We start from the raw sequence: 20,862 nt of genomic DNA on the forward strand, positions 1-20,862 counted from the left end.
AGCGGCGCGCTCAACGTCGATCAGGTCCAACGCGTGCTTGATGGGAAGACTTACACCCGCGTGACCTAACGCGGGCGGCGAGTAGTATCTCTGCGAGGACAATCAGTCCGCGCGCTGGCTGCGCCCGGTCTACAGGCCCAACATTGGAAGGATTTTGCGCCGCCTGATCATTGGGTCTCGGTCGGAACAGACGGCGAGCAGGTGTCGTCATGTCGCGCCGCTATCACTCGTGCGATTGTGGCGAAGCCGGACACCGTGATCCGCCGGTGCGTACCCAGTGGCGGATCGCGAAGTTCTCACCCGGAATTTGCCTTGGCGACCTTCATGTCCCTGATCCCGCGGCGCGCCGCGTTGAGTTCACGCCGCATCTGGAGCATCTCGCGGCTGTAAAGGCCGTGCCGCCAGTTACCGTTGGCGGGTCCTGCGGGGGCGCCGGGGTTCGTTCCCCCATGCATCCGGCACCGCTTCTTGCCGTTCACCGCCGGTGCCATGCATGGCGGTCCCGACCGCGTCTGAGCGCCACATCGGGGCGAGGTCCGCGCCGCTTCCATCGGTGATCGATGGCGGTTCTTGGGATTGTTGCTTGGTTTCAGCTCGCACCCCCCCGCCCCCGCCATGATGCACGTCCCCGACGATGGCCTGAGCGCCGGGCGCGACGTGGACGGTTTTATGGACATGAACGACCTCTACAACCTGCTTTCCCGCATTCCGCATCTTGGCGAGCGCCTCGGCCTGGGCGGCAAACGTACGCGCACTCTTGTTGGCCAGTTCGGCGCACTGCCTGACGTGTTCCGCGTTCTCAAGCTGCGCCGCTCGCTGCGCCATGGTCATGGTCATTGTGTGGATCGCGAACATCTGGCTGAGGAGCGCGGCTTCGATCTCATTGCCCGGTGCACCTCCGTTCAAGAAGGCAAGCCCGGCCTCCAAAGCCGCTCCGGCCTGTGCGGGATCACCGTCGTTTCCGAGGTTCAAGAGGTCGGTTACTAGCTTCTTGGTCCAGGCGCTTGACCGAGTGCCGCACACGTCCGCGAGCCTGACGGCGAGCTGAAGTGGGTCGTCGAAAGTGGACCCCAACTCGAAACCTTTTGGGCCGGAACGTGTCTGGATCGGGACGGGCGGCGGGCGCGACAACGTTCGCTTGGCGGCAGCCGATAACTCACGCTTGTCGTCGTTGTGCGGGTCGGTGGTCACCCAAGGCCGCCCCCTGGCAGCTTCAGGCCCGTGGCGCCGGAGCGGTTCCTTCCGAGCGGTCACGTTTCGGCCGCCAGGTTGAACGGTTGAAGCTTCGCCGGCACAGTTCCGGCGGCCATTGCCGACAACGGGACAAAAGACACCCTTCTAAGGAAGGGGTGTCCTGTCTGTCCCGCTACGGACGGCGCTGAAGGTGCCGCCACCTGCCGGACAACTTCCATTTGTCCCGCAGTGTCCCGAATGTCCCGACGATGGTTCAAATCTCCCACACCCAATTTCCTTCCTGTCTGATTTTGCGGGCTTCCTGAAGCCGCTCGACTGCGCGTTGGAACGCCTTCTTTCGAGCGTCCAGCCACTTCCGCCTCTCGACGTCAGGGGCATCTCCTGGGGGTTCGGATGGGCGCTGAAGACCCAGTGCAAAGGCCTGATCGCGGAGCTGATCGAGCGTGACACCCCGCGTCTTTCCCGGGTCGACGCCCGGCGCTGGCGGGACAAACCCGGCCTGTCCCTCATCGAGCAAACGGCTCAGCGCCCGGCTCACCAACATGGCCGCAGCGTTCAGGCGGACATGAGCGTGACTTGTCCCGCTCTCGGGAGCCTCGACCTGCCGGATGACGCAGGAATTGATGCGCTTGCCGCCCGCGCTCACGCCCACGTCGATCACCTCCAGCTCGAATGCGAACGCCAGGCCGTCAGCCTCGTCCGACTGCTTCGTGAGCGTGACCGTGCGGGTGGCCTCCTGCTCCTTCCGGTCGATCCTGATCAGTGCGTCGGCTGCGTCTTCCCACTCCCCGGCGCCCTTCTGCGTCAGGGAGCCGTCGGCCTTCGCGACATGGGCCAGCGGCAACACCGTCACCCCGCATTCATCGACGATACGCTGAATGGCTTCGATGGCCGTCCCGCTGGCGTCAGGGTCGCTGACGTTGCGGTGCTTCAAGCAACGGGCCAGGGTATCCAAGAAGACCGCCCTGAGCGGTGCGCCCCGGCGGATGAACTCCGGCCGCAAGGCGCTCACCTCGGCAATGAAGTCGCCGACCTCGGCCTCATCGAGGAGGTTCGGGCATCCCCAGCGGAACAGGACCCCCGAGGGTGTCCGCTCGGCCCCGTTGGTCAGCTTCCAGGCCTCAATCCGCTTTCCGAAGCGGCTCTTTTTCTCTCCCACGCAGTAGACGGACCCGAACCGCTCGGTCTCGCGGCCGAGGAAGGGTAGTCCCGCCGCACCGCGGCAGGCCATGTCGAGCGCGAGGAATGACTTCGCAGCGCCGCGGCGTCCGAAAATCCCGGTGTAGGAGGCGCGAGGTACGAGGCCGTCGATCAGCCACTCCTCGACCCCGACCGTCGTCTCCTCGATCCATGAAGACGTGACCACCGTTCCGCTGAAGCCGAAGACCTCACCCTTGACAGGGGGAGCGCCACTCACGCGCCGCGCCCGCGCAGCTCGTCGTTCCAATCGCCCGCCGGGGCCGCCAAGATCACCACCTCGCACCGACGCGCGGCACGTTCGGCGAGAGCCCGCGCAGCCCCGACGCCGGCCGCATCGTTGTCGGCGGCGACCAGGAGGCGCGCCAGGCCGGCCGGCGGATCGAAGCTGCGGAGGCCACTAGTCGACAGCGCGGCCCAGGTCGGCACGGCGTTCAGCGTGGCAAACGAAAGCGCGCTCTCGATCCCCTCGCCGACCGCAAGTTCGCGCGTGTCCCCGATTTCGGAGAGCTGCACGGCGCCGCCCTTCACGGGTCCGAACATCCGGCGTGATCGGTGGGCGAACGCCTTGTCCGATCCGTCCGGCTTCAGCGCCGTGATGTGGAGGCCAACGGCGTTGCCGCGAGGGCCGGTGACGATGGCGACCATGGCCGGGCTGCGCGCGCTGCGCTCGTAGTTCATCGGCGCGGCCTCGTGGAACCGCAGCGCAGTCGGGATCGAGCAGGGCAGGCCCCGCGCCTCGCGGAGATAGCGCTCGACGGGCGAGCCATCGGCGGCGTGGGTTTCCGCCCAGACCTTGCGACAGAACTCTGTCACCACCGCCAGGTGCGCTCGCTCGGCCGCCCTGCGCTCCTGCGCCGTGCGCTTCAGCTCAGCCGGCGTCGCCTGCGTCGCGCGCTCGACGCCAAGGTGGCGACAAACATCGCGCGCGGAGTCACCTGCGAAACTGTGCCAGAGGAGGGCGGAGCCGATGAGGCGAAGACTGAGGGATCGGTCCACCCTGGAGTGACCCGGTCCGGGTACGAGCGCCTGAGTTCCACCGGCGGAGATATCACCACCGATGCGGCGGACGATATCCCGGATGCGGTGAAGCGGCATGGTGGCGGGCGGTCCCAACGCCATCACGACGCACTCGCCGCCAGGTCGGCCGCAAAGACGGCTCGTTCGTCGGGAGTGGTCAGCCGCCAGCGGATGACCGACCCGCCTAGAGCGCCGCGACCGCGCTCGCCGGTTTTGGTGACAAGCCCAAGCTCCTTAAGTTCGCTTAGCCGTGGTCGGATTAGGTACCAGTGTAGCCCGATCCTAACGCCGATCTCTTCGGCGGTGCCTGGGCCGGGCTCAAGTCCGCGCAGGACCTGATTTTGGCGGCCTTCGGGTTTGCCTCCCGCTCCGCTGAGATTGCTCATCGAACGCGCCCCTGTTGAAAGGCGACACGCGCGGCTGTAGGTTTTCCGCGCGTTGCGAGGCGCATGAAGTGAGGAGGGGTCGCCCTGGCCGGGGCGGCCCTTTCGCCATTTAAGGGCGGCGCCCCCGGTTGATGGACCACCGCATCAAGCCGCGCGGACGCGTGCTAGCGCGGCGCGCAGTTCACCCACGTTCCAGACGTTGGCTCGCGGGCTCAGCTTTCGAGGCTTCGGGATACGGCCCGCCGCGACGCCCCGCTGCACCGTATCTTCCGAGCAGCCATAGAGCACTTGGACGACGGGCAAGCGCACGTGTGCTGCGTCGGGCAGCCGGTCGAACTCCTCAATGCCCGATTTGATCTGTTGAGTTCTTGAAATGATGTTCATCTGCGTTCCTCTGCGGTGAGGCGCGGACAATGGCGTTCCTCCGTCGAGACGGAAGGGTCGATATCCTCAGACTTCTAGAGTGAACCTGGATTTTTTTGCGCGTCCGCCATGATATCTCTTACAGCGCGCCTGATGGTCGATACGGAGGGCCAGCCTTCTTCAGCGGTGATGCCCGCATTCTCGTTGAGCTTCAGGAGAACTCCGTCTCGCAATGACTCCGCGAATTTGTCCGTGTCTTCCAGTTCCGCTCGACCTGCCTCTCGAAGGATGGTGGCCCTAAGCCAAGATCGTTTCGGGGCGTCCTGGGCTTTCTTGGCATCCCGAGCCGTTTGCACCCGCAGTCGCTGGTCCGCCGCGCTCGCGGAATTGCTGATCGTGGTCCGGCTGCCGATAACGAAGGCCGCGCCCAAGGCGCTGTGAACACAATAGGCGTAGTGATCGGCTGTCGAGGCATCTGCAAAACCCTCGCCCCGCAGTAGTGTAAAAAGCTCGTCGGGAACCCAGTCGAGACGTTCGCGAACGCGACGGACGGTTTCATCGTCTCCCCGATCTTCCCCCTCACCCGGTGCTAGCTGACCCTTTTCTTCGAGGGCGAGGTCCGCCAGCTTCTTGAGCTCCTCTATGAAGCCCCTAAGCTCCACTCTTGGATTTCGCGGACGCCGGGGCGCGTCCTTCACGCGCGCGCCCTCTGATTGATAGGCGTAACGCCGGAGATCGATGGCTCCGCGCAAAACCGCGCCCATGCGTCCATCAATTTGCGCCGCTTTTCCAGGGCGTCTCCTCGACGGTAGGCGCGCTCGACCGAGCTACCTATGGCGTGCGCCAAAGCGGCTTCGGCAACCTCACGCGGGAAGTTCGTATGCTCTCCGCACCAATCTCGGAACACTGACCTGAACCCGTGCACGGTGGCGTCCACCTCCATTCGGCGCAGGACTGCGATCAGCGTCATATCGGAGAGGATGCCGCCTCGCGGGGCAGAAAAGACCAGATCGGTTCCCCCGATCTTCGGCAGCCGCCCAAGCAGTTCAACAGCTTTTGGCGACAAGGGGACCCGGTGTTCTTTGCCCGCTTTCATGCGCAGCGCGGGGATGGTCCAGAGTTTTTCAACGAGGTCGATCTCCGCCCAGGTGGCGCCACGAACTTCGCCGGAGCGGGCTGCGGTCAACACGGCGAACTCCACCGCGCGGGCACCCATGCCATCGACAAGACGCAGCCGCTCCATGAAGTCCCGCAGTTCGGAAAGCGGCAGCGCCGTGAGGTGGCCCCTCGTTTTGATCTTCGACGGGTTAGGCAGCATCTTGTCGAGGTGACCCCGCCAGCGCGCAGGGTTCAGCCCGTCGCGGTAGCCGCGGGCGGTAGCCCAATCGAGCACCAACTCCAGCCGGCCGCGAAGCCTAGTCGCGGTTTCGGTTCGCCCCTGCCAAATGGGCTCCAGCACATTTAGGACGTGAGCGACTTCGATGTCGCGCACGCCCAGCTTGCCGATGTGAGGGTAGGCCAGACCCTTTAGGGTGTTGCGCCACTGCTCTCGATGCTTGGCATTTCGCCAGCTCGCTTCATGGGCAGCCATGTAGGCCTTTGCGGCTTCCTCGAAGGTCACAGCCTTTGACGCGTCGGCTATCATCGCCAACTTTGCAGCGCGCCGTGCCTCTATCGGGTCTTGGCCAATGTCGATTTTCTCCCGCGCCCGTCGCGCCGCATCACGGGCGCCGCCGACTGTCACGTCTGGAAAACCTCCCAGACCCATGTCGCGCCGTTTCCCGGCGGCCATGTATCTAAGAACCCAGGTGCGATGCCCCTGCATCGGTTCGTCCGGGCCATTAGCAGGCTTGAAGTTTCGCCCGACCTGAAGGTAGAGGCCCGCTACCCCCCCGACCGCATGGAGCCCAGGATCCTTCAGGCGCGATACTGCCAACGGCCCTAGTTCTTCAGCCTTGCGTCCCATCCGCGATCCCCGCTCCCAACATTACACCCATCACAAGATGTGCGGCTGTATGCGGTGTCAAGCGACGAGGTGCGGCGCGACCGTCACGGGTGTCCCTCGCGGGATGGGTCTCTGTGCAGCTACCTGCGGTCTTCAGAAGTTCTACGGAGGCGGATGTCGCGTCCACCATCGCCCGGACGCAGCTGAAGGCCAGCTGCGCCCGGAGGCCCGGATCAGGCGAGGTCGAAGCGGTCCAGGTTCATCACCTTGGTCCACGCCGCCACGAAGGCCCGCACGAAGGCCCCTTGCGAGTCCGACTGGGCATAGACCTCCGACAGCGCGCGCAGCTGCGAGTTCGAGCCGAAGATCAGATCGACCCGCGTCCCGGTCCACTTCAGCTCGCCGGTCGTCCGGTCGCGGCCTTCGAACCCGACCTCGTCTTCCGAGGTCGCCGTCCACGTCGTGCCCATGTCGAGCAGGTTGACGAAGAAGTCGTTGGTCAGGGTCTCCGGACGCTGGGTGAAGACCCCGTCCGGGGACTGGCCGGTGTTGACGTTCAGCACCCGCAGGCCACCGACCAGCACGGTCATTTCCGGCGCGCTCAGGGTCAGCAGTTGCGAGCGGTCGAGCAGCAGTTCCTCCGCCGTCAGGGCCTGGTCCGGCGTCAGGTAGTTGCGGAAGCCGTCGGCGGCCGGTTCGAGCACGGCGAAGGACTCCACGTCGGTCTCATCCTGTGAGGCGTCGGTGCGGCCCGGCGTGAAGGCGACCTCCAGGGCGTGCCCCGCCGCCTTGGCGGCCTGTTCGACGGCGGTGGAGCCGGCCAGCACGATCAGATCGGCCAGCGACACCTTCTTGCCGCCGGTCTGCGCCGCGTTGAACGCCGAACGGATGGCTTCGAGGCCCGCCAGCACGGTCGCCAGCTGAGCCGGCTGATTGACCGCCCTGTCCTTCTGTGGCGCCAGCCGGATGCGGGCGCCGTTCGCCCCGCCGCGCTTGTCGGAACCGCGGAAGGTCGAAGCCGAGGCCCAGGCGGTCGAAACCAGCTGTGACACCGTCAGACCCGACGCCAGGATCCGGGCCTTCAGGTCGGCGATGTCCCGGCCATCGACCAGCGGATGATCGACGGCCGGCACCGGGTCCTGCCAGATCAGCACGTCCTTGGGCACCAGCGGGCCGCGATAGCGGGCGATCGGGCCCATGTCGCGGTGGGTCAGCTTGAACCAGGCGCGGGCGAAGGCGTCGGCAAACTGATCCGGGTTCTGATGAAAGCGCTTGGAAATCACCGCATAGGCCGGGTCGACGATCAGGGCGATATCCGTCGTCGCCATCATCGGCGCATGCCGCTTGGACGGATCGTGCGCGTCCGGCACGAGATCTCGCGCGGCGAGGTCTTTCGGCGTCCACTGTTGAGCGCCGGCCGGGCTGCGGGTCAGTTCCCACTCGTGGCCGAACAGGGTGTCGAAGTAGCCGTTGTCCCATTTGATCGGGTTCGGCGTCCAGGCGCCTTCCAGACCGCTGGTGATCGCGTGTACGCCCTTGCCGCTCTCGAAGCTGTTTTTCCAGCCGAGGCCCTGCTCGACGATGCTGGCCCCTTCCGGTTCGCGACCGACCTGATCGGCGTCACCTGCGCCGTGCGCCTTGCCGAAGGTGTGGCCGCCGGCGATCAGGGCGACGGTCTCCTCGTCGTCCATGGCCATGCGCGCGAAAGTCTCGCGAATGTCGTGCGCCGAGGCCAGCGGATCCGGCGTGCCGTTCGGCCCCTCGGGGTTGACATAGATCAAGCCCATCTGAACGGCGGCCAGCGGCTTGTCGAGCTGGCGTTCGCCCTGGTAGCGCGCGTCGCCGAGCCAGGTGTCCTCGGCCCCCCAGTGGACGTCCTCGGCGGGTTCCCAGACGTCGACCCGGCCGAAGCCGAAGCCGAAGGTCTTGAAGCCCATGGTTTCCATGCCGACGTCGGCGGCCAGGATCATCAGGTCGCCCCACGAAATCCGGTTGCCGTACTTTTGCTTGATCGGCCAGATCAGCCGGCGCGCCTTGTCCAGGTTGCCATTGTCCGGCCAGCTGTTGAGCGGGGCAAAGCGCTGCGTGCCCGAGCCCGCGCCCCCGCGACCGTCACCGGTGCGGTAGGTGCCCGCGCTGTGCCACGCCATCCGCACGAAGAACGGTCCGTAGTGGCCGTAGTCGGCCGGCCACCAGGCCTGCGAATTGGTCATCAGCGCCGCGAGGTCCGCCTTCAGAGCCGCGACGTCGAGGCTGTCGACTTCCTTGGCGTAGTTGAACGCTTCCGACATCGGGCTGGACGCCGGCGAATGCTGGTGAAGGATCTTCAGGTTCAGCTGGTTCGGCCACCAGTCGCGGTTCGACCGGCCCCCGAAACTCGTGTGGAACCGTACGCCGTGCCTCAGCGGGCACTTTGTCGTGGGCTCGACGATGTCTTCTCCGTCCATCTTGGATTCCGATTCTGGCTTAGCCGATTGATCCGGTCCGCAAATCGAGACCGTGACGCGCTTGCGAGACGATCCGGTTTCAACCGGCCGATGAGGGTGGAGCAGTTCTAGTCCCCCTGACGATAAATGTAATCGCAATTTTTCAATGATCGTGATAGTTATCACCTATGAATATCGCCTCGTGTGTCGAATGAATATCCGCGATCTCCGCTACCTGCTGGCCTTGGCTGAGCATCAGCATTTCGGCCGAGCGGCCAGGGCCTGCGGCGTCAGCCAGCCGACACTTTCCGTTCAGGTTCGCAAGTTGGAGGATTTGCTTGGCGTCGCGTTGTTCGAGCGCGGCGGCAAGGCGGTCACACCGACCGCCGCCCTGGACCGGATGATCGGCCACGCCCGCGAAGCGGTGGCCGAGGCGGAGGCGATGATCGCCGTGGCGCGCAACCAGCGTGATCCGCTCTCCGGGCGTTTACGCCTGGGCGTCATCCCGACACTGGCGCCCTATCTGCTGCCGTTGGTGATCGCGCCACTGCGCCAGGCGCTCCCCGCGCTCGAGGTCGAACCCTGGGAGGACCAGACCGCGGCGCTGCTCGACCGGCTGCGCGCCCATGATCTGGACGCCGCCCTGCTGGCGACCGACGTGGACGGCCCGGACCTCGCCAGCCGGCCGCTGTTTGCCGAGCCCTTCCTCGCCGCGCTGCCGCCGGAGCATCCGCTGGCCAGCCGCGAAGTCATCGCCGAGGCGGACCTGGCGCACGATATCCTGGTCCTGGCGGAGGGGCATTGCCTGCGCGACCAGGCGCTGGCGGCCTGCGGGCAGGGCGGGGCGCTGAGCGGCGCGCTGCGGGCGTCGAGCCTGCCGACCTTGCTCAACATGGTGGCTGCCGGCTACGGAACGACGCTGGTCCCCGGGCTCGCCGCCGGGTCGGCGCAGGACGCCGGGATCGTGCTGCGGCCGTTGGCGACGCCGACCGGCCGTACGGTCCGCATCGCCTGGCGAACGCACTTCCCGCGGTCCGCGGCCGTAGAGGCGGTCGGCGACGTCATCGCCACGCGCCTGCGCGGTTTCGCGGAGGGTGCGGCGGCCGGGATGGTCTAGCGTCCGGGGCAGGCCCGGATTGGAGGGTCTTGCGCGCCTGATATGCGCCGTGTCCGGCGGATTGTTGCGGCGATGCCGCAACCTGAAATGCATTGCGCGGCGCGGTGGTTTGTCGCTTTCGAATTGGAATCAACTTGGCGCATAAGTCCCCGAGCCACGAGTCGAACCGCGCCCGGAGAGGCGTGAAAGGTCGGGCAGGGAGCGAACATGAAGATCATCTATCTCGGCGCCAGTTCGATGCTGGCCGTCATCCTGGCCGCTGGCCTGCCTGGGGCGGCCAGCGCCGCGGCTGCCGCGACAGCCTCGACCGACGTGACCGAGGTCGTGGTCACCGGCTCGTTCATTGCCGGGACGCCCAAGACCACCGCCATTCCGGTCACCGTCATGACCCAGGCGGACATCGAAAAACGCGGCAGCCCGAACATCGTCGAGCTGATCAAGACCTTGCCGATCATCGGCCCGGTGCTGGGCGATTCCAACCAGTTCTCCACCGCGGCCCAGGGGCGCAGCGGCGGCGGCACGATCAATATCCGCGGGCTGGGCGCGCAACGCACCCTGGTCCTGCTGAACGGCGAGCGGTTCGCCGGCTACACCGCCGACACCAACCTCTTGCCGGTGGCCGCCATCGGGCGGGTGGAGGTGCTGAAGGACGGCGCCGCGGCGACCTATGGCTCTGACGCCATCGGCGGTGTGGTGAACTTCATCACCCGCAAAAACTTCAAGGGCCTCGAGGTCAGTGGCGACTATCGCTACGTCTCGGGGTCGGACGGAGACTATACCGCCAGCCTGCTCTACGGCTGGAGCGGCGACACCTCGAACCTGCTGCTCAGCGCCGGATACCAGCACCGCGCGGAACTCAGCACCACCAAGCGCGACTGGACGCTGGCGCCCTATCTGGTGAACCCGTCCGGCTGGTCGGTGCTTGGCAATCCCGGCGAATTCACCATCAAGAACGGAGCCGGTGGCACGGGGACCACGGTCGGCTTCGCGATGGACGCCAACTGCGCCGCGGTCGGCGGTTTCGCGGGCTTCACCGGCACGACACCGGCCTGCTATTTCAGCTATATTCCCTTCGACAACGTGGTCGAGCGGCAGGACCAGTATCAGGCCTATGGCGAGTTCAACGCCAAGGTTGGCGACAAGTCCGATTTCCACATCGAGGCGCTCTACGCCCAGACCTCGATCCCCGCGATCCGCTTCTCGCCGGGCTACCCGCCGACCTCCGGCCCCAACGGCCCGGGCAGCGTCAACGTCTACAGCGTTCCGGCGTCCAACCCGGGTTTCGCCACCTTCCTGGCGCAGACCGGCAACAGCGCCCTGAACGGCGTGGCGCAAAGCGCGCTGGCGACGCTGTGGCGGCCGTTCGCAAACGGCGGCAACAATTCCACCGGCGGGCTCGGCGGACAGAGCGGCAGCCGCAAATATGAAGAGTTCCGGGTTTCGGCGAACCTCAAGGGCGACACCGGCATCGCCGACATCGGCTATGCTTTGGGTGGGTCCTATATCCGCGAGTGGCAGGACCAGCAGACCACCGACATTCTCATCGATCGGCTGCAGCGCGCGCTGAACGGCTTCGGCGGCTCCGGCTGCACCGGGACAACGCCTGGCGCGAACGGGTGCCAATACTACAACCCGTTCTCCAATGCCTACGCCGGAAACCCGGCCCGCGGCCTGGTCAATCCGGGCTTCGTGTCGGCCAACGCCAACGATCCGGCGCTGGTGGCCTCGCTGTTCGACCGCCAGAAATTCCTGGCCACCCAGACCACCTTCATCGCCGACGCCGTGTTCAACGGGAAGCTGCCGTTCACCCTGCCGGGGGGTGACATTGGCTGGGCGGCGGGGACGCAGTACCGCAAGATTACCTACGAACAGTCGATTGGCAGTCCCTTCTACGACGCCAACATCACGCCTTGCCCGGTGTCGGGCGTGACCACCTGCGCGTTCAAGACCGGCCCCTATATCTTCCTGGGCCAGAACATCCCGCTGCGCCTGGAACAGAGCGTCTGGGCCGCGTTCGGAGAGCTGAACATCCCGGTCTCCGACGCGATCAACGCTCAGCTGGCTATCCGCTATGAGGACTATGGCGGCCAGACCGGATCGACCACCAATCCGCAGTTCCGGGCGAAGTGGAAGCTGACCGACTGGATCGCCCTGCGCGGGTCGGTCGGCACCTCGTTCCGGGGACCGACGGCGAGCAATGTGGCGCCCACTGGCACGACCGGCCTTTCGGGGATCACCTCGGCCGGCAACAACTTCAAATCGGTGGACTTCTTCGGCAATCCCGCCACCGGGCCTGAAAAAGCCCTGACCTACAGTGTCGGCGCCATCGTCCAGACCGACCATCTGACCGCGACGATCGACTACTGGAGCTACAAGCTCGACAACCAGATCGTCAATGTGCCGGCCAACATCGTCGCCACCGCGGTCGCCGGCACCGGCAACGGCAGCCAGACGGTCAACTGCGCCAGCCCGCTGCGGGGCCTGATCACCTTCAACAACGGCAACGCCTGCACCCAGGGTGTCACGGTGGGCAACGACATCGCCCGCGTGCGCTCCGACACCACCAACGGGCCGACCGTCCGCACCGACGGTATCGACGCCGATGTCACCTACCGGTTCGACGACGTCCTGGACGGCAACGTCGAGCTGGGCGGCAATGTCAGCTACATCCTGAACTACAAGCAGGACGCCTTCGCGTTCGGCGGGGTCACGGTTTCGCCGGCCTACCAGGCGGCCGGCTTCACCAACTATGATCGCCTGCCCGGCACGATTCCCAAATGGCGCGGCCTGTTCTATGCCGATTACAGCCGCGGCCCGCACAACCTGCGCTGGACGCTGAACTATGTGGACAGCGCCAAGGACAATCGCGGTCCCACCACGGTTCAGACCGGGCCCTCGACCAACTGCAACGTGGCCAACGCCGTGGCCGGCACGGCGACAAATTGCCAGCTCACCACCCAGGGCCTCAAGGTGGCCTCGTTCATCTCGCACGACCTCACCTATCGCCTGGCCCTGCCCCGCGACTACACGATCACCGCGACGGTGTTCAATGTGCTCGACACCGAGCCGTCCAAGGCGCGGATCGAGCTGAGCTACGATCCGTTCATCGGCAATCCATTGGGCCGGACGTTCAAGGTGGGCCTGCAAAAACGCTTCTAGGCCCGGCACGCCAATGACCAGGGCGTCGCCGGCATTGTCGGCGGCGCCGTCGTCATTTTGATCTCTGCGGGCGGGGCGGGTTTTTCGGCGCGACGTTTTTGCAACACGCCGCCGCTGATCGCGGACCTTTGAATCAGCGCCTTCGGCGCCCCCCGCACCGGACGGACCCATCGCCGCCCGCCGGCGCGATGTGTCGCAGCAGAAAATCTCTGGCGCTGGCCGCAAAGCCGACAGATGATGGCTTCTTTACGGCGGAAAGCCCCGCATCAGACGGGGACGACGCGCATCAGGGGGAGGAACCCGCATATGTTGAAGAGCAGATATTTCTGCGGCGGCTCGGCGTTGGCCGTCGCGCTGACGATGGGACTGGCGCAAGGCGCCGCGGCCCAGACCACCAAGACCGCCCCGGCCGCCTCCACGGCCGCCGTCAGCGAGGTCGTCGTCACCGGCTCCTACATCGCCGGCTCGTCGGAGAAGGCGGCTCTTCCCATCGAGGTGATCGGCAAGGAGGAGCTGGCCAAGAAGGGCTCTCCGTCGACGCTCGATCTGATCAAGTCGTTGCCCATCAGCGGGCCGGTGATCGGGGATTCCAATCAGTTCAGCACCGGGGCCCAGGGCCAGCCGGGCGCCGGCAGCATCAATCTTCGCGGCATTGGCAGCCAGCGGACGCTGGTGCTTCTGAACGGCCGCCGCTCGACGGTCTCGCCGGGCGCGGGCAGCCAGGGCGTCGACACCAACCTGATGCCGGTGGCCGCCATCGCTCGGGTGGAGATCCTCAAGGACGGCGCGGCGGCGACCTACGGATCGGACGCGATCGGCGGGGTGGTCAATTTCATCACCCGCAGAAACCTCGAGGGACTCGAGGTCAACGCCGACTATCGCTACGTCAAGGGGTCCAACGGCGACTACGGAATCAACGGCGCCTGGGGCCATGTCTTCGACAACGGCAACGTGCTGTTGAGCCTCGGGTATCAGCGCCGTTCGGAGCTTTCCAGCACTAAGCGCAGCTGGGCCAACCAGCCCTATCTTACGAACCCGTCAGGCTGGTCGATCCTGGGCCAGCCCCCGGCGTTCCTGCCTCGAAGGGGCGCGACACCGGTGGCGGGGGTCACCCGGGACGGCAACTGCGCCGCAGTGGGCGGCTTCGTCGGATTCAGCGGCAACACCGCGGCCTGCTATTTCACCTATGTGCCGTTCGACAACCTGATCGAGGACGAATTCCGCTATCAGGCCTATGGCGAGGTGAATTTCGACCTCAACGCGACGACCCATTTCCACGCCGAGGCGTTGTACGCCAAGACCGACACGCCGCACGGCCGCAGCTCCCCCGGCTATCCGCCGACCTCCGGTCCGAACGGCCCCGGCAGCGTCGGGGTGTTCACGGTGCCCAGCACCAATCCCGGTTTCAACGCGGCCCTGACACAGGCGGGCCTCGGCGCCCTGATCGGGATCGCCGACAACGCATCGTTGACGCTGTTCCGGCCGCTGGGCGCCGGCGGCCGTCCTGGCGAAAGCGGACTCGGCGGCTACACCTCGAGCCGGTCGTTCGAAATGTATCGGGTCTCCGCCGGCTTCAAGGGGCAGATTACCGACAGCATCGGCTATGATCTCGCGCTCACCTATTCGGACGCCACCAACACCTCGGCGGGCAACGATATCCTGATCGACCGGCTGCAGCGGGCGTTGAACGGATTCGGCGGCCCGGCCTGCACCGGCACGGTCGCCGGCGCCAACGGATGCGTCTATTTCAATCCGTTTTCCAACGCCTATGCCAGCAACCCGGCTCTGGGGCTGACCAACCCGGGCTTTATCCCGGCCAACGCCAACAGTGTCGATCTGATCCACTGGCTCGCCCCGCTGAACTCTCAAGGGGGTGAGTCGCGCCAGAGCCTGCTGGTCTTCGACGCGGTGGTGAACGGCAAGACCGGTCTGACCCTTCCCGGCGGAGACGTCGCCTGGGCGGCGGGTATCCAGACGCGCACCGAGGAGGCCCGCAGCACCGTCGCCAGCGATCTCGCCGACTCGCGCGTGACGCCCTGCCCGGTGGTCGGCGTGACGACCTGCGCCATCAAGACGGGGCCGTTCATCTTCCTGGGCCAGGGCCAGCCGACCTATGTCGACGGCCAGGTCAAGGCCGTGTTCGGCGAGCTGAACATTCCGGTGCTGGACAACGTCAACGCCCAGCTGGCGGTGCGCTACGAGGACTACGGCGGCCAGACCGGCTCGACCACCAATCCCAAGCTGGCGGTCAAATGGCAGGTGACCGACGCCCTTGCCCTGCGTGGATCGGTAGGCACGACGTTCCGCGGGCCGACGCCGGCTGACCGGGCGTCGACCGGCGTCACCGGCCTGTCGGGGATCACCGCGGCGGGCAATAATTTCAAGTCCGTGGACTTCTTCGGCAGCCCGGGCATCGGCCCGGAAACCGCCACCACCTTCAACCTCGGCGCGATCTTCGAGGTGAAGCACTTCCGCGCCATCGTCGATTACTGGAACTACGCGATCAAGGGCCAGATCTCATCGGTGCCCGCCAACGTCATCGCCTCCTCGGTGGCCGGAGCGGGCAATGGCACCCAGTTCGTCAACTGCGGGGCGACGCTCAGGTCGCTGATCACCTTCAGCAACAACAACAGCTGCGTCCAGGGCGTCACCATCGGTAACGACATCGCGCGTATCCGCTCGGATCGGGTGAACGGTCCGACGCTCGACACCTCCGGGATCGACGCCACCATCGACTACACGATCGACGACGTGTTCGGCGGAGAACTCGGCTTCGGCGCCGCGGCCAGCTATGTCCTGAAGTACGATATCGGCGAGTTCACCGCGGGCGGCGTGACCATCGACGCGGCCTATTCGGCCAAGGGCTTCACCAACTACAACCGCCTGCCCGGGACGATTCCGGAGTGGCGCGGCAATTTCTACGCGAACTTCAATCGCGGGATCCACAATCTGCGCGCCACGCTGAACTATGTGGACGGCGCCAAGGACAATCGGACGCCGATCTTCGTGCAGAACGGCCCCAGCGGCACGGCCTGTTCGGCGGCGAGTTCAAATCCGCCCTGCGTGCCGATTACGTTCGGCCTGACGGTGGACAAGTTCGTGACGCTTGACCTTACCTACCGGGTCGAGCTTCCCTGGAATTCGACGCTGTCGATCTCGGCGTTGAACATCTTCGACAAGGCGCCCTCGGCGGCGCGCATCGAATACAGCTACGATCCCTACATCGGCAATCCGTACGGCCGCACCGTCAAGGTCGTGGCCAGCAAGAAGTTCTGATCCGACGGAGTCGCAGAGACAGTACGGGCGTCGGCATCACGCCGGCGCCCGTCGTCTTGAGTCGCTAGACCCTGTCCCGGCTGACTTGACTCAAGTCAGCCGGGACAGAACAGGGTCGTCGCTTATATCTGGAGCCCTTCTCCTCCACTCAGGTTGAGCCAACCTGAGTGGGAAGGGCTCTAGGGCCGTGCGCCTCTGGGCAGGGCGGCCACCTCTTCGCGGGTCAGTTTGCGGGTGCTGCGGACCGGGCAGCGTTGCGGGCCGATGGCTGTGCGGGTGACGATCTCGGCATCCATGCCCGTGCAGATCGTCGAGCCTGACCGCGAGACCAAGGCGATGCGGTCGGACCAGTCGATGTCGGGGCAACTGCCCATCATTTCGAAGCGATAGACATCGTTGACGCCGACGCGGACGTTGACGACGCGATCGCCCTGCGCGGCGAAGCCGTCGGCGCTGCGGGTCCAGAAACAGGCGTTGGGCCGGGTCTGCGCCGGCGCCTTGGCCAGGGCAGGGGTCTCGCCGACCGCCACCGACAACACCGCCGCCATGGCGGTCAACACGAGCTTGGTTTGCATGGGCCTGTCCTCGGATGTCCCCCGAGCAGCCCTAATATAGATCAAACCCGGCGCATAGGAACCGCGACGGGCGGCGCGGCGGGCGAAGCGGGCGGGATCGACGGCCTGCGCCAGGGGCCGCGCCAGGGGGGAGGGCGCCGCCAGGGCCAACGCCGCCACATGCTCGGCGAGCAGCGGGGCCAGGGTGAATCCGCGCGCGCCGAATCCCGCCAGCACGAACAGGCCAGGCCGCCCGCCCGCCGCCGCGCCGGCCAGCGGCAGGTAGTCGGGGGTCACGGCGCGGATCGCGGCGCGGCCTTCCAGCGGCCGACCCGCCAGTTGCGCCGCCAGGCCGGGCAACCCTTCGGCAAGGCTCGCCAGGTTGCGCGCATGGTCGCCGGCGCGCAGGTCGCGGGCCTGGTCGCCGCGGTCGTTGGTGGCACCGAACAGCAGGCCCGAGCGGGTGGGGATCACATAGCCGCCAAAGGCGGTCGGCGGGGGCGGGGCCACCGGTGCGGCGACCAGGCTCACCTGGCCGCGCACCGCGGCGAGCGGCAGATCGGGGATCAGGGCGGCGGAGGCCAGGGCGGCGGTGACGATCACCGCGTCGGCGCGGCCCAGCGTCGCGCCCTCGACGTCCAGCAGGCTCCAGCCATCGTCGTCGCGCCTGAGGTCGTGGACCTTGGCCTGGACGACCTCGGGCGCCCAGGCGGCGAGGATGAGGCCGGGCTCGATCACCAGGGCGGCGTGCTGGGCCAGGGCGGTCGGCGCGGCTTCCCCAAGGCGGGCCGCCGTCGCCTGGGGAGTCAGCATTTCCAGGGCGCCGGGCTCGAACAGGTCCGACGCGGCGATCCTGGCGAAGCGCGCGACGTCGCGGGGCTGGAAGGCAAGCTGCAGGTGACCTCGGGCGATGATCGCCGCGGGCTCTTCGGCGTAGAGGGCCACGGCGCGGCGAAAGGCCTGCGCGAAGATCCGCGCAGGCGTGTCCAGGCCGGCGTCCAGGCGCGGGGTGACCAGGGCGGCGGGATTGCCGGAGCCGCCCGCGCCGCGGCCCTCGGCGTCATAGACCACCGCCTCGCCGCCCAGAGTCCGGACCGCGCGGGCGGCCGAGGCGCCGGCGATCCCGGCGCCGATGATGGCGACGCGCCGGACGGGCGCGGGGCGTTCCGCCGCGCCGGGGAGCCAGGCGGTCAGCCGCTGGCGCTTGCGGCCGAAGCCCGGCGCCCTTGCCACCGCAAAGCCGGCCTCGGCGAGGCCGCGGCGCACGGCCCCGGCGACGGTGAAGGTGGCGGCGACCGCGCCGGGCGCGGACCGCGCCGCGACCAGCGCCAGGACCTCGTCGCGCCACATGGCCGGATTGCGGGCCGGCGAGAAACCGTCGAGGAACCAGGCGTCGGCCCGGCCGGACCAGGCGTCCAGCGCGGTCGCCGCCTCGCCCGCCGCCACGTCGAGGATCACGCCGAGGTCGGCGAACTCCAGCCGGTGGACGCCGCTGGCCCGGCCGGGCCAGGCGGCGAGCAGGCGCTCGGCCAGCGGCGCCAGTTCGGGCCAGCGGGCCAGGGCGCGGCGGGCTTCCGCCACCACCAGCGGGTGGGCCTCGACGGAGAAGATGTGCAGCCGGCCGTCCGGCGGGCGGGTCCGCGACCACAGGTCGATCAGGGCCAGGCCGTTCAGACCGGTCCCGAAGCCCAGTTCGCCCACAACGAACCGCCGGCGGCCTTGCCAGGCGTCGGGCAGGCCGCATCCGGCCAGGAACACCGCCCGCGCCTCGGCCAGGCCATCCTCGGCGGAGAAATAGACGTCGTCGTAGAGCCGCGATCGCGGCTGGCCGTCGGCCGTCCAGACGAGCGGGCTCCCGATGGGCGGCTCATCTGCGTTCCCCTGGGGGGGCGGGGGCTGGGCGGCGTCGCTCATCGCGGCGAAGGATAGGCTATTCGCCGGCGGAACTGGGGGCCGCGACGAAAACGGGCCGCCCCGGGGGGAGGGGCGGCCCTTCGGTCCGTTTTGCGACAGGTCGCCTACTTCTTCTCGGGCGCAGCCGGCGCGGGGGCTGGGGTGGCGGCGTCGGTCGCCTTGCTGGCGTCGGCGGCGGCGTCGGCGGCGGTCGCCGCGGCGTTCTGGGCGGCATTGGCGCTGGCGGCGGCGTCAGCGGCGGCCGGCGCGGCGGCGGTTGCGGCAGCGTCGGTCTTTTCGGCCGGCTTGCTGCAGGCGGTCACGGAAAGCGCGGCGACGGCGGCGCCGGCGACGAGCAGCTTGCGGAGCAGTTGGGAGGTCATGGAGTTTGGTCCTCTGGTGGGGACGTCAACTATGCGCCGCCTGGCGAACCGCGCAAGCCTCCACTTCACGGTTCCGTGATCCCAGATCCAGGCGCCGGGTCGCCCGACGGGTCGGCCGAGCATGGAGGTCAGGCCGGCGCGCCCTCGGGCGGGATCGCCGACAGGGCTTCTTCCAGCTCCAGGAAGCTGGGTTGGGCGCCGGAGGGTACGCTGCCGCGGCCGATCTCGACAGAAATCTGGGCCGCGTTGCCGTGCAGGTGGGCCACCAGAACCGACTGGATGATCTTGTAGAAAGCGGTCTCCTCCTCGATCACCGCGGCCATGCGGGTGGCCATCGGGCCGACCAGGCCATAGGCCAGGAACACGCCGAGGAAGGTGCCGACCAGGGCCGAGCCGATCATCTCGCCCAGCACCGCCGGCGGCTCCGTGATCGATCCCATGGTCTTGATCACCCCCAGCACGGCGGCGACGATGCCCAGCGCCGGCAGGGCGTCGGCCATGTTGGTCAGCGCGTGCGGCGCGCCCAACGCCTCGTGGTGATGCTTTTCGAGCTGCTTTTCCATCGCATCCTCGACCTGGTGGGGGTCTTCCAGGTTCATGGTCATCATCCGCAGGGTGTCGCAGATGAAATCGACGGCGAAGTGGTCCTTCAGGATCTTCGGGTAGCGCGAGAAGATCGAGCTCTCCTTGGGGGTCTCGATGTGGCTTTCCAGGGCGATGACGCCCTTGGACTTCATGGTCTTGGTCAGCAGGTAGAGAAGCGACAGCAGGTCGCGATAGTCGGCCGGCTTCCATTTCGGCCCGGAGAACACCTTGCCCATGCCGCCGGCGCAGCCCTTGATCACCGACATCGAGTTGGAGATCAGGAAGGCCGCGATCGCCGCGCCGCCGATCGCCATCATCTCGTGCGGCAGGGCGCCGAGGATCACGGCGATCTTTCCGCCGGTCATGATGAAGCTGCCGAACACCAGGCCGAACAGCAGCACAATACCGATAATCTGGAACATAGGGTCTCCCGCGGGCCTCGGAGACCTTCGCCGTTATTGCTTAATTTCGGATGGACGGGCCTTGCGATTTGCGCGGGCGGGCCGGGGGGCTTAATCGGCAAAGGATGGTTTCAGCCGCCCCGACCAGCCCCACGCCCAGCGCCCTGCCCAAACGCGCCTTCGCGATCATCTTCGGCGTGTCGGTGGCCACCGCCCTGGGCAACACCGGCCTGATCTCGGTGCTGCCGGCGATCGGCCGCTCGATCGGCATGCCCGACGAGATGGTGGTGGCGGTGTTCTCGCTCTCGGCCATCCTGTGGGCCTCGGCGTCGCCGTTCTGGGCCCGGGCCTCCGACCGCTACGGCCGCAAGCCCCTGATGATGGTTGGTCTGTCGGGTTTCATGGTCTCGATGACGCTGTGCGGATTCGTGGTCAGCGCGGGCCTGCGCCACCTGGCTGCGCCGCTGGCGATCTTCATCGCCTTCCTGCTGGCGCGCGCGCTCTTCGGCCTGTTCGGTTCGGCGTCGAACCCGGCCACCCAGGCCTATGTCGCCGACCACACGCCGCGCGAGCAGCGCACCCAGTCCATGGCCATGCTGGCCGGAGCCTTCGGCATCGGAACCGTGGTCGGGCCGTTTCTGGCGCCGCTGTTCATCTATCCGGTGGTCGGTTTGGCCGGGCCGTTGTTCAGCTTCGCACTGATCGCGGCGGCCATGCTGTTCATGGTCTGGCGCTACCTGCCGGAGAGCGTGCGCAAGACCGCCGAAACACCCGAGGAGGCCGCCGCCGAAGACAATGCCGGGCCGCCGTCCGGAGCCGGTCCCATGTGGCGCGATCCGCGGGTCGTCCCGTTCCTGATCTACGGCTTCGTCGTCGCCACCTGTCAGACCGCCCAGCAGCAGACCCTGGGCTTCCTGATCATCGACAAGCTCGGCGTCTCGCCGCTGGCCGCCCAGCACCCGA

Annotated in this window: 15 protein-coding genes; 5 read left to right on the top strand and 10 right to left on the bottom strand. The window is 67.2% G+C overall.

The genetic code is table 11. The annotated features are described in order from the left end of the window. Positions 1-296 precede the first annotated feature (296 nt). Positions 297-677 carry an HGGxSTG domain-containing protein gene (locus tag RMN86_RS18115; RefSeq protein ID WP_405041295.1) on the bottom strand — a complete coding sequence of 127 codons (381 nt, stop codon included), beginning with the start codon at positions 675-677 and terminating at the stop codon, positions 297-299. Between RMN86_RS18115 and RMN86_RS01130 the strand changes: the two genes are divergently transcribed. Beyond that, on the top strand, positions 616-987 hold the full coding sequence (locus RMN86_RS01130) for a hypothetical protein (RefSeq protein WP_309603983.1): 372 nt from the start codon (positions 616-618) through the stop codon (positions 985-987). The genes RMN86_RS18115 and RMN86_RS01130 overlap by 62 nt on opposite strands. A gap of 460 nt (positions 988-1,447) precedes the next feature. On the opposite strand, the gene RMN86_RS01135 is transcribed toward RMN86_RS01130, so the two are convergent. The 6 genes from RMN86_RS01135 to katG all read right to left on the bottom strand — a co-directional run bounded on the left by RMN86_RS01135 (position 1,448) and on the right by katG (position 8,552). Further along, positions 1,448-2,611: an AAA family ATPase gene (locus RMN86_RS01135; RefSeq protein ID WP_309603984.1), complete on the bottom strand. Its 1,164-nt coding sequence runs from the start codon at positions 2,609-2,611 to the stop codon at positions 1,448-1,450. Continuing rightward, positions 2,608-3,390: a toprim domain-containing protein gene (locus tag RMN86_RS01140; RefSeq protein ID WP_309603985.1), complete on the bottom strand. Its 783-nt coding sequence runs from the start codon at positions 3,388-3,390 to the stop codon at positions 2,608-2,610. Before RMN86_RS01140 ends, RMN86_RS01135 begins: the two co-directional genes overlap by 4 nt. Before the next feature lie 551 nt (positions 3,391-3,941). Beyond that, a complete protein-coding gene (locus RMN86_RS01145; RefSeq protein WP_309603986.1) occupies positions 3,942-4,181 on the bottom strand; it encodes a transcriptional regulator in 240 nt (79 codons plus the stop codon). A 74-nt stretch (positions 4,182-4,255) separates the two neighbouring features. Further along, entirely contained in the window at positions 4,256-4,858 is a 603-nt protein-coding gene (locus RMN86_RS01150; protein WP_309603987.1) for a hypothetical protein, read from the bottom strand. Next, positions 4,855-6,126 carry a phage integrase central domain-containing protein gene (locus RMN86_RS01155; RefSeq protein WP_309603988.1) on the bottom strand — a complete coding sequence of 424 codons (1,272 nt, stop codon included), beginning with the start codon at positions 6,124-6,126 and terminating at the stop codon, positions 4,855-4,857. Before RMN86_RS01155 ends, RMN86_RS01150 begins: the two co-directional genes overlap by 4 nt. 212 nt (positions 6,127-6,338) lie before the next feature. Beyond that, the gene (katG, locus tag RMN86_RS01160) at positions 6,339-8,552 is read right to left on the bottom strand and encodes a catalase/peroxidase HPI (RefSeq protein WP_309603989.1); all 2,214 of its coding nucleotides are present in this window, start codon (positions 8,550-8,552) and stop codon (positions 6,339-6,341) included. Between the two features lie 145 nt (positions 8,553-8,697). Between katG and RMN86_RS01165 the strand changes: the two genes are divergently transcribed. The 3 genes from RMN86_RS01165 to RMN86_RS01175 all read left to right on the top strand — a co-directional run bounded on the left by RMN86_RS01165 (position 8,698) and on the right by RMN86_RS01175 (position 16,083). Continuing rightward, positions 8,698-9,648, top strand: a complete 951-nt coding sequence (locus RMN86_RS01165; RefSeq protein WP_309603990.1) for a LysR substrate-binding domain-containing protein — start codon at positions 8,698-8,700, stop codon at positions 9,646-9,648. Between the two features lie 207 nt (positions 9,649-9,855). Continuing rightward, positions 9,856-12,807, top strand: coding sequence for a TonB-dependent receptor domain-containing protein (locus RMN86_RS01170; protein WP_309603991.1), 2,952 nt, complete (start codon positions 9,856-9,858; stop codon positions 12,805-12,807). 306 nt (positions 12,808-13,113) lie between these two features. Continuing rightward, positions 13,114-16,083 carry a TonB-dependent receptor domain-containing protein gene (locus RMN86_RS01175; RefSeq protein WP_309603992.1) on the top strand — a complete coding sequence of 990 codons (2,970 nt, stop codon included), beginning with the start codon at positions 13,114-13,116 and terminating at the stop codon, positions 16,081-16,083. A gap of 179 nt (positions 16,084-16,262) precedes the next feature. Here the strand turns inward: RMN86_RS01175 and mnmD are convergent, their stop codons facing one another. The 3 genes from mnmD to motA all read right to left on the bottom strand — a co-directional run bounded on the left by mnmD (position 16,263) and on the right by motA (position 19,920). After that, positions 16,263-18,551 carry a tRNA (5-methylaminomethyl-2-thiouridine)(34)-methyltransferase MnmD gene (mnmD, locus tag RMN86_RS01180; RefSeq protein WP_309603993.1) on the bottom strand — a complete coding sequence of 763 codons (2,289 nt, stop codon included), beginning with the start codon at positions 18,549-18,551 and terminating at the stop codon, positions 16,263-16,265. Positions 18,552-18,655: 104 nt separating this feature from the next. After that, positions 18,656-18,913: a hypothetical protein gene (locus tag RMN86_RS01185; RefSeq protein ID WP_309603994.1), complete on the bottom strand. Its 258-nt coding sequence runs from the start codon at positions 18,911-18,913 to the stop codon at positions 18,656-18,658. Positions 18,914-19,041: 128 nt separating this feature from the next. Continuing rightward, positions 19,042-19,920, bottom strand: coding sequence for a flagellar motor stator protein MotA (gene motA, locus RMN86_RS01190; protein ID WP_309603995.1), 879 nt, complete (start codon positions 19,918-19,920; stop codon positions 19,042-19,044). 104 nt (positions 19,921-20,024) lie between these two features. Here motA and RMN86_RS01195 point away from each other — a divergent pair. Further along, positions 20,025-20,862 (top strand): MFS transporter (locus RMN86_RS01195; RefSeq protein ID WP_309603996.1); only part of this gene is annotated, 838 nt, incomplete at its 3' end.

The sequence above is a fragment of the Phenylobacterium sp. genome (assembly GCF_031360265.1).
Lineage (GTDB): Bacteria > Pseudomonadota > Alphaproteobacteria > Caulobacterales > Caulobacteraceae > Phenylobacterium.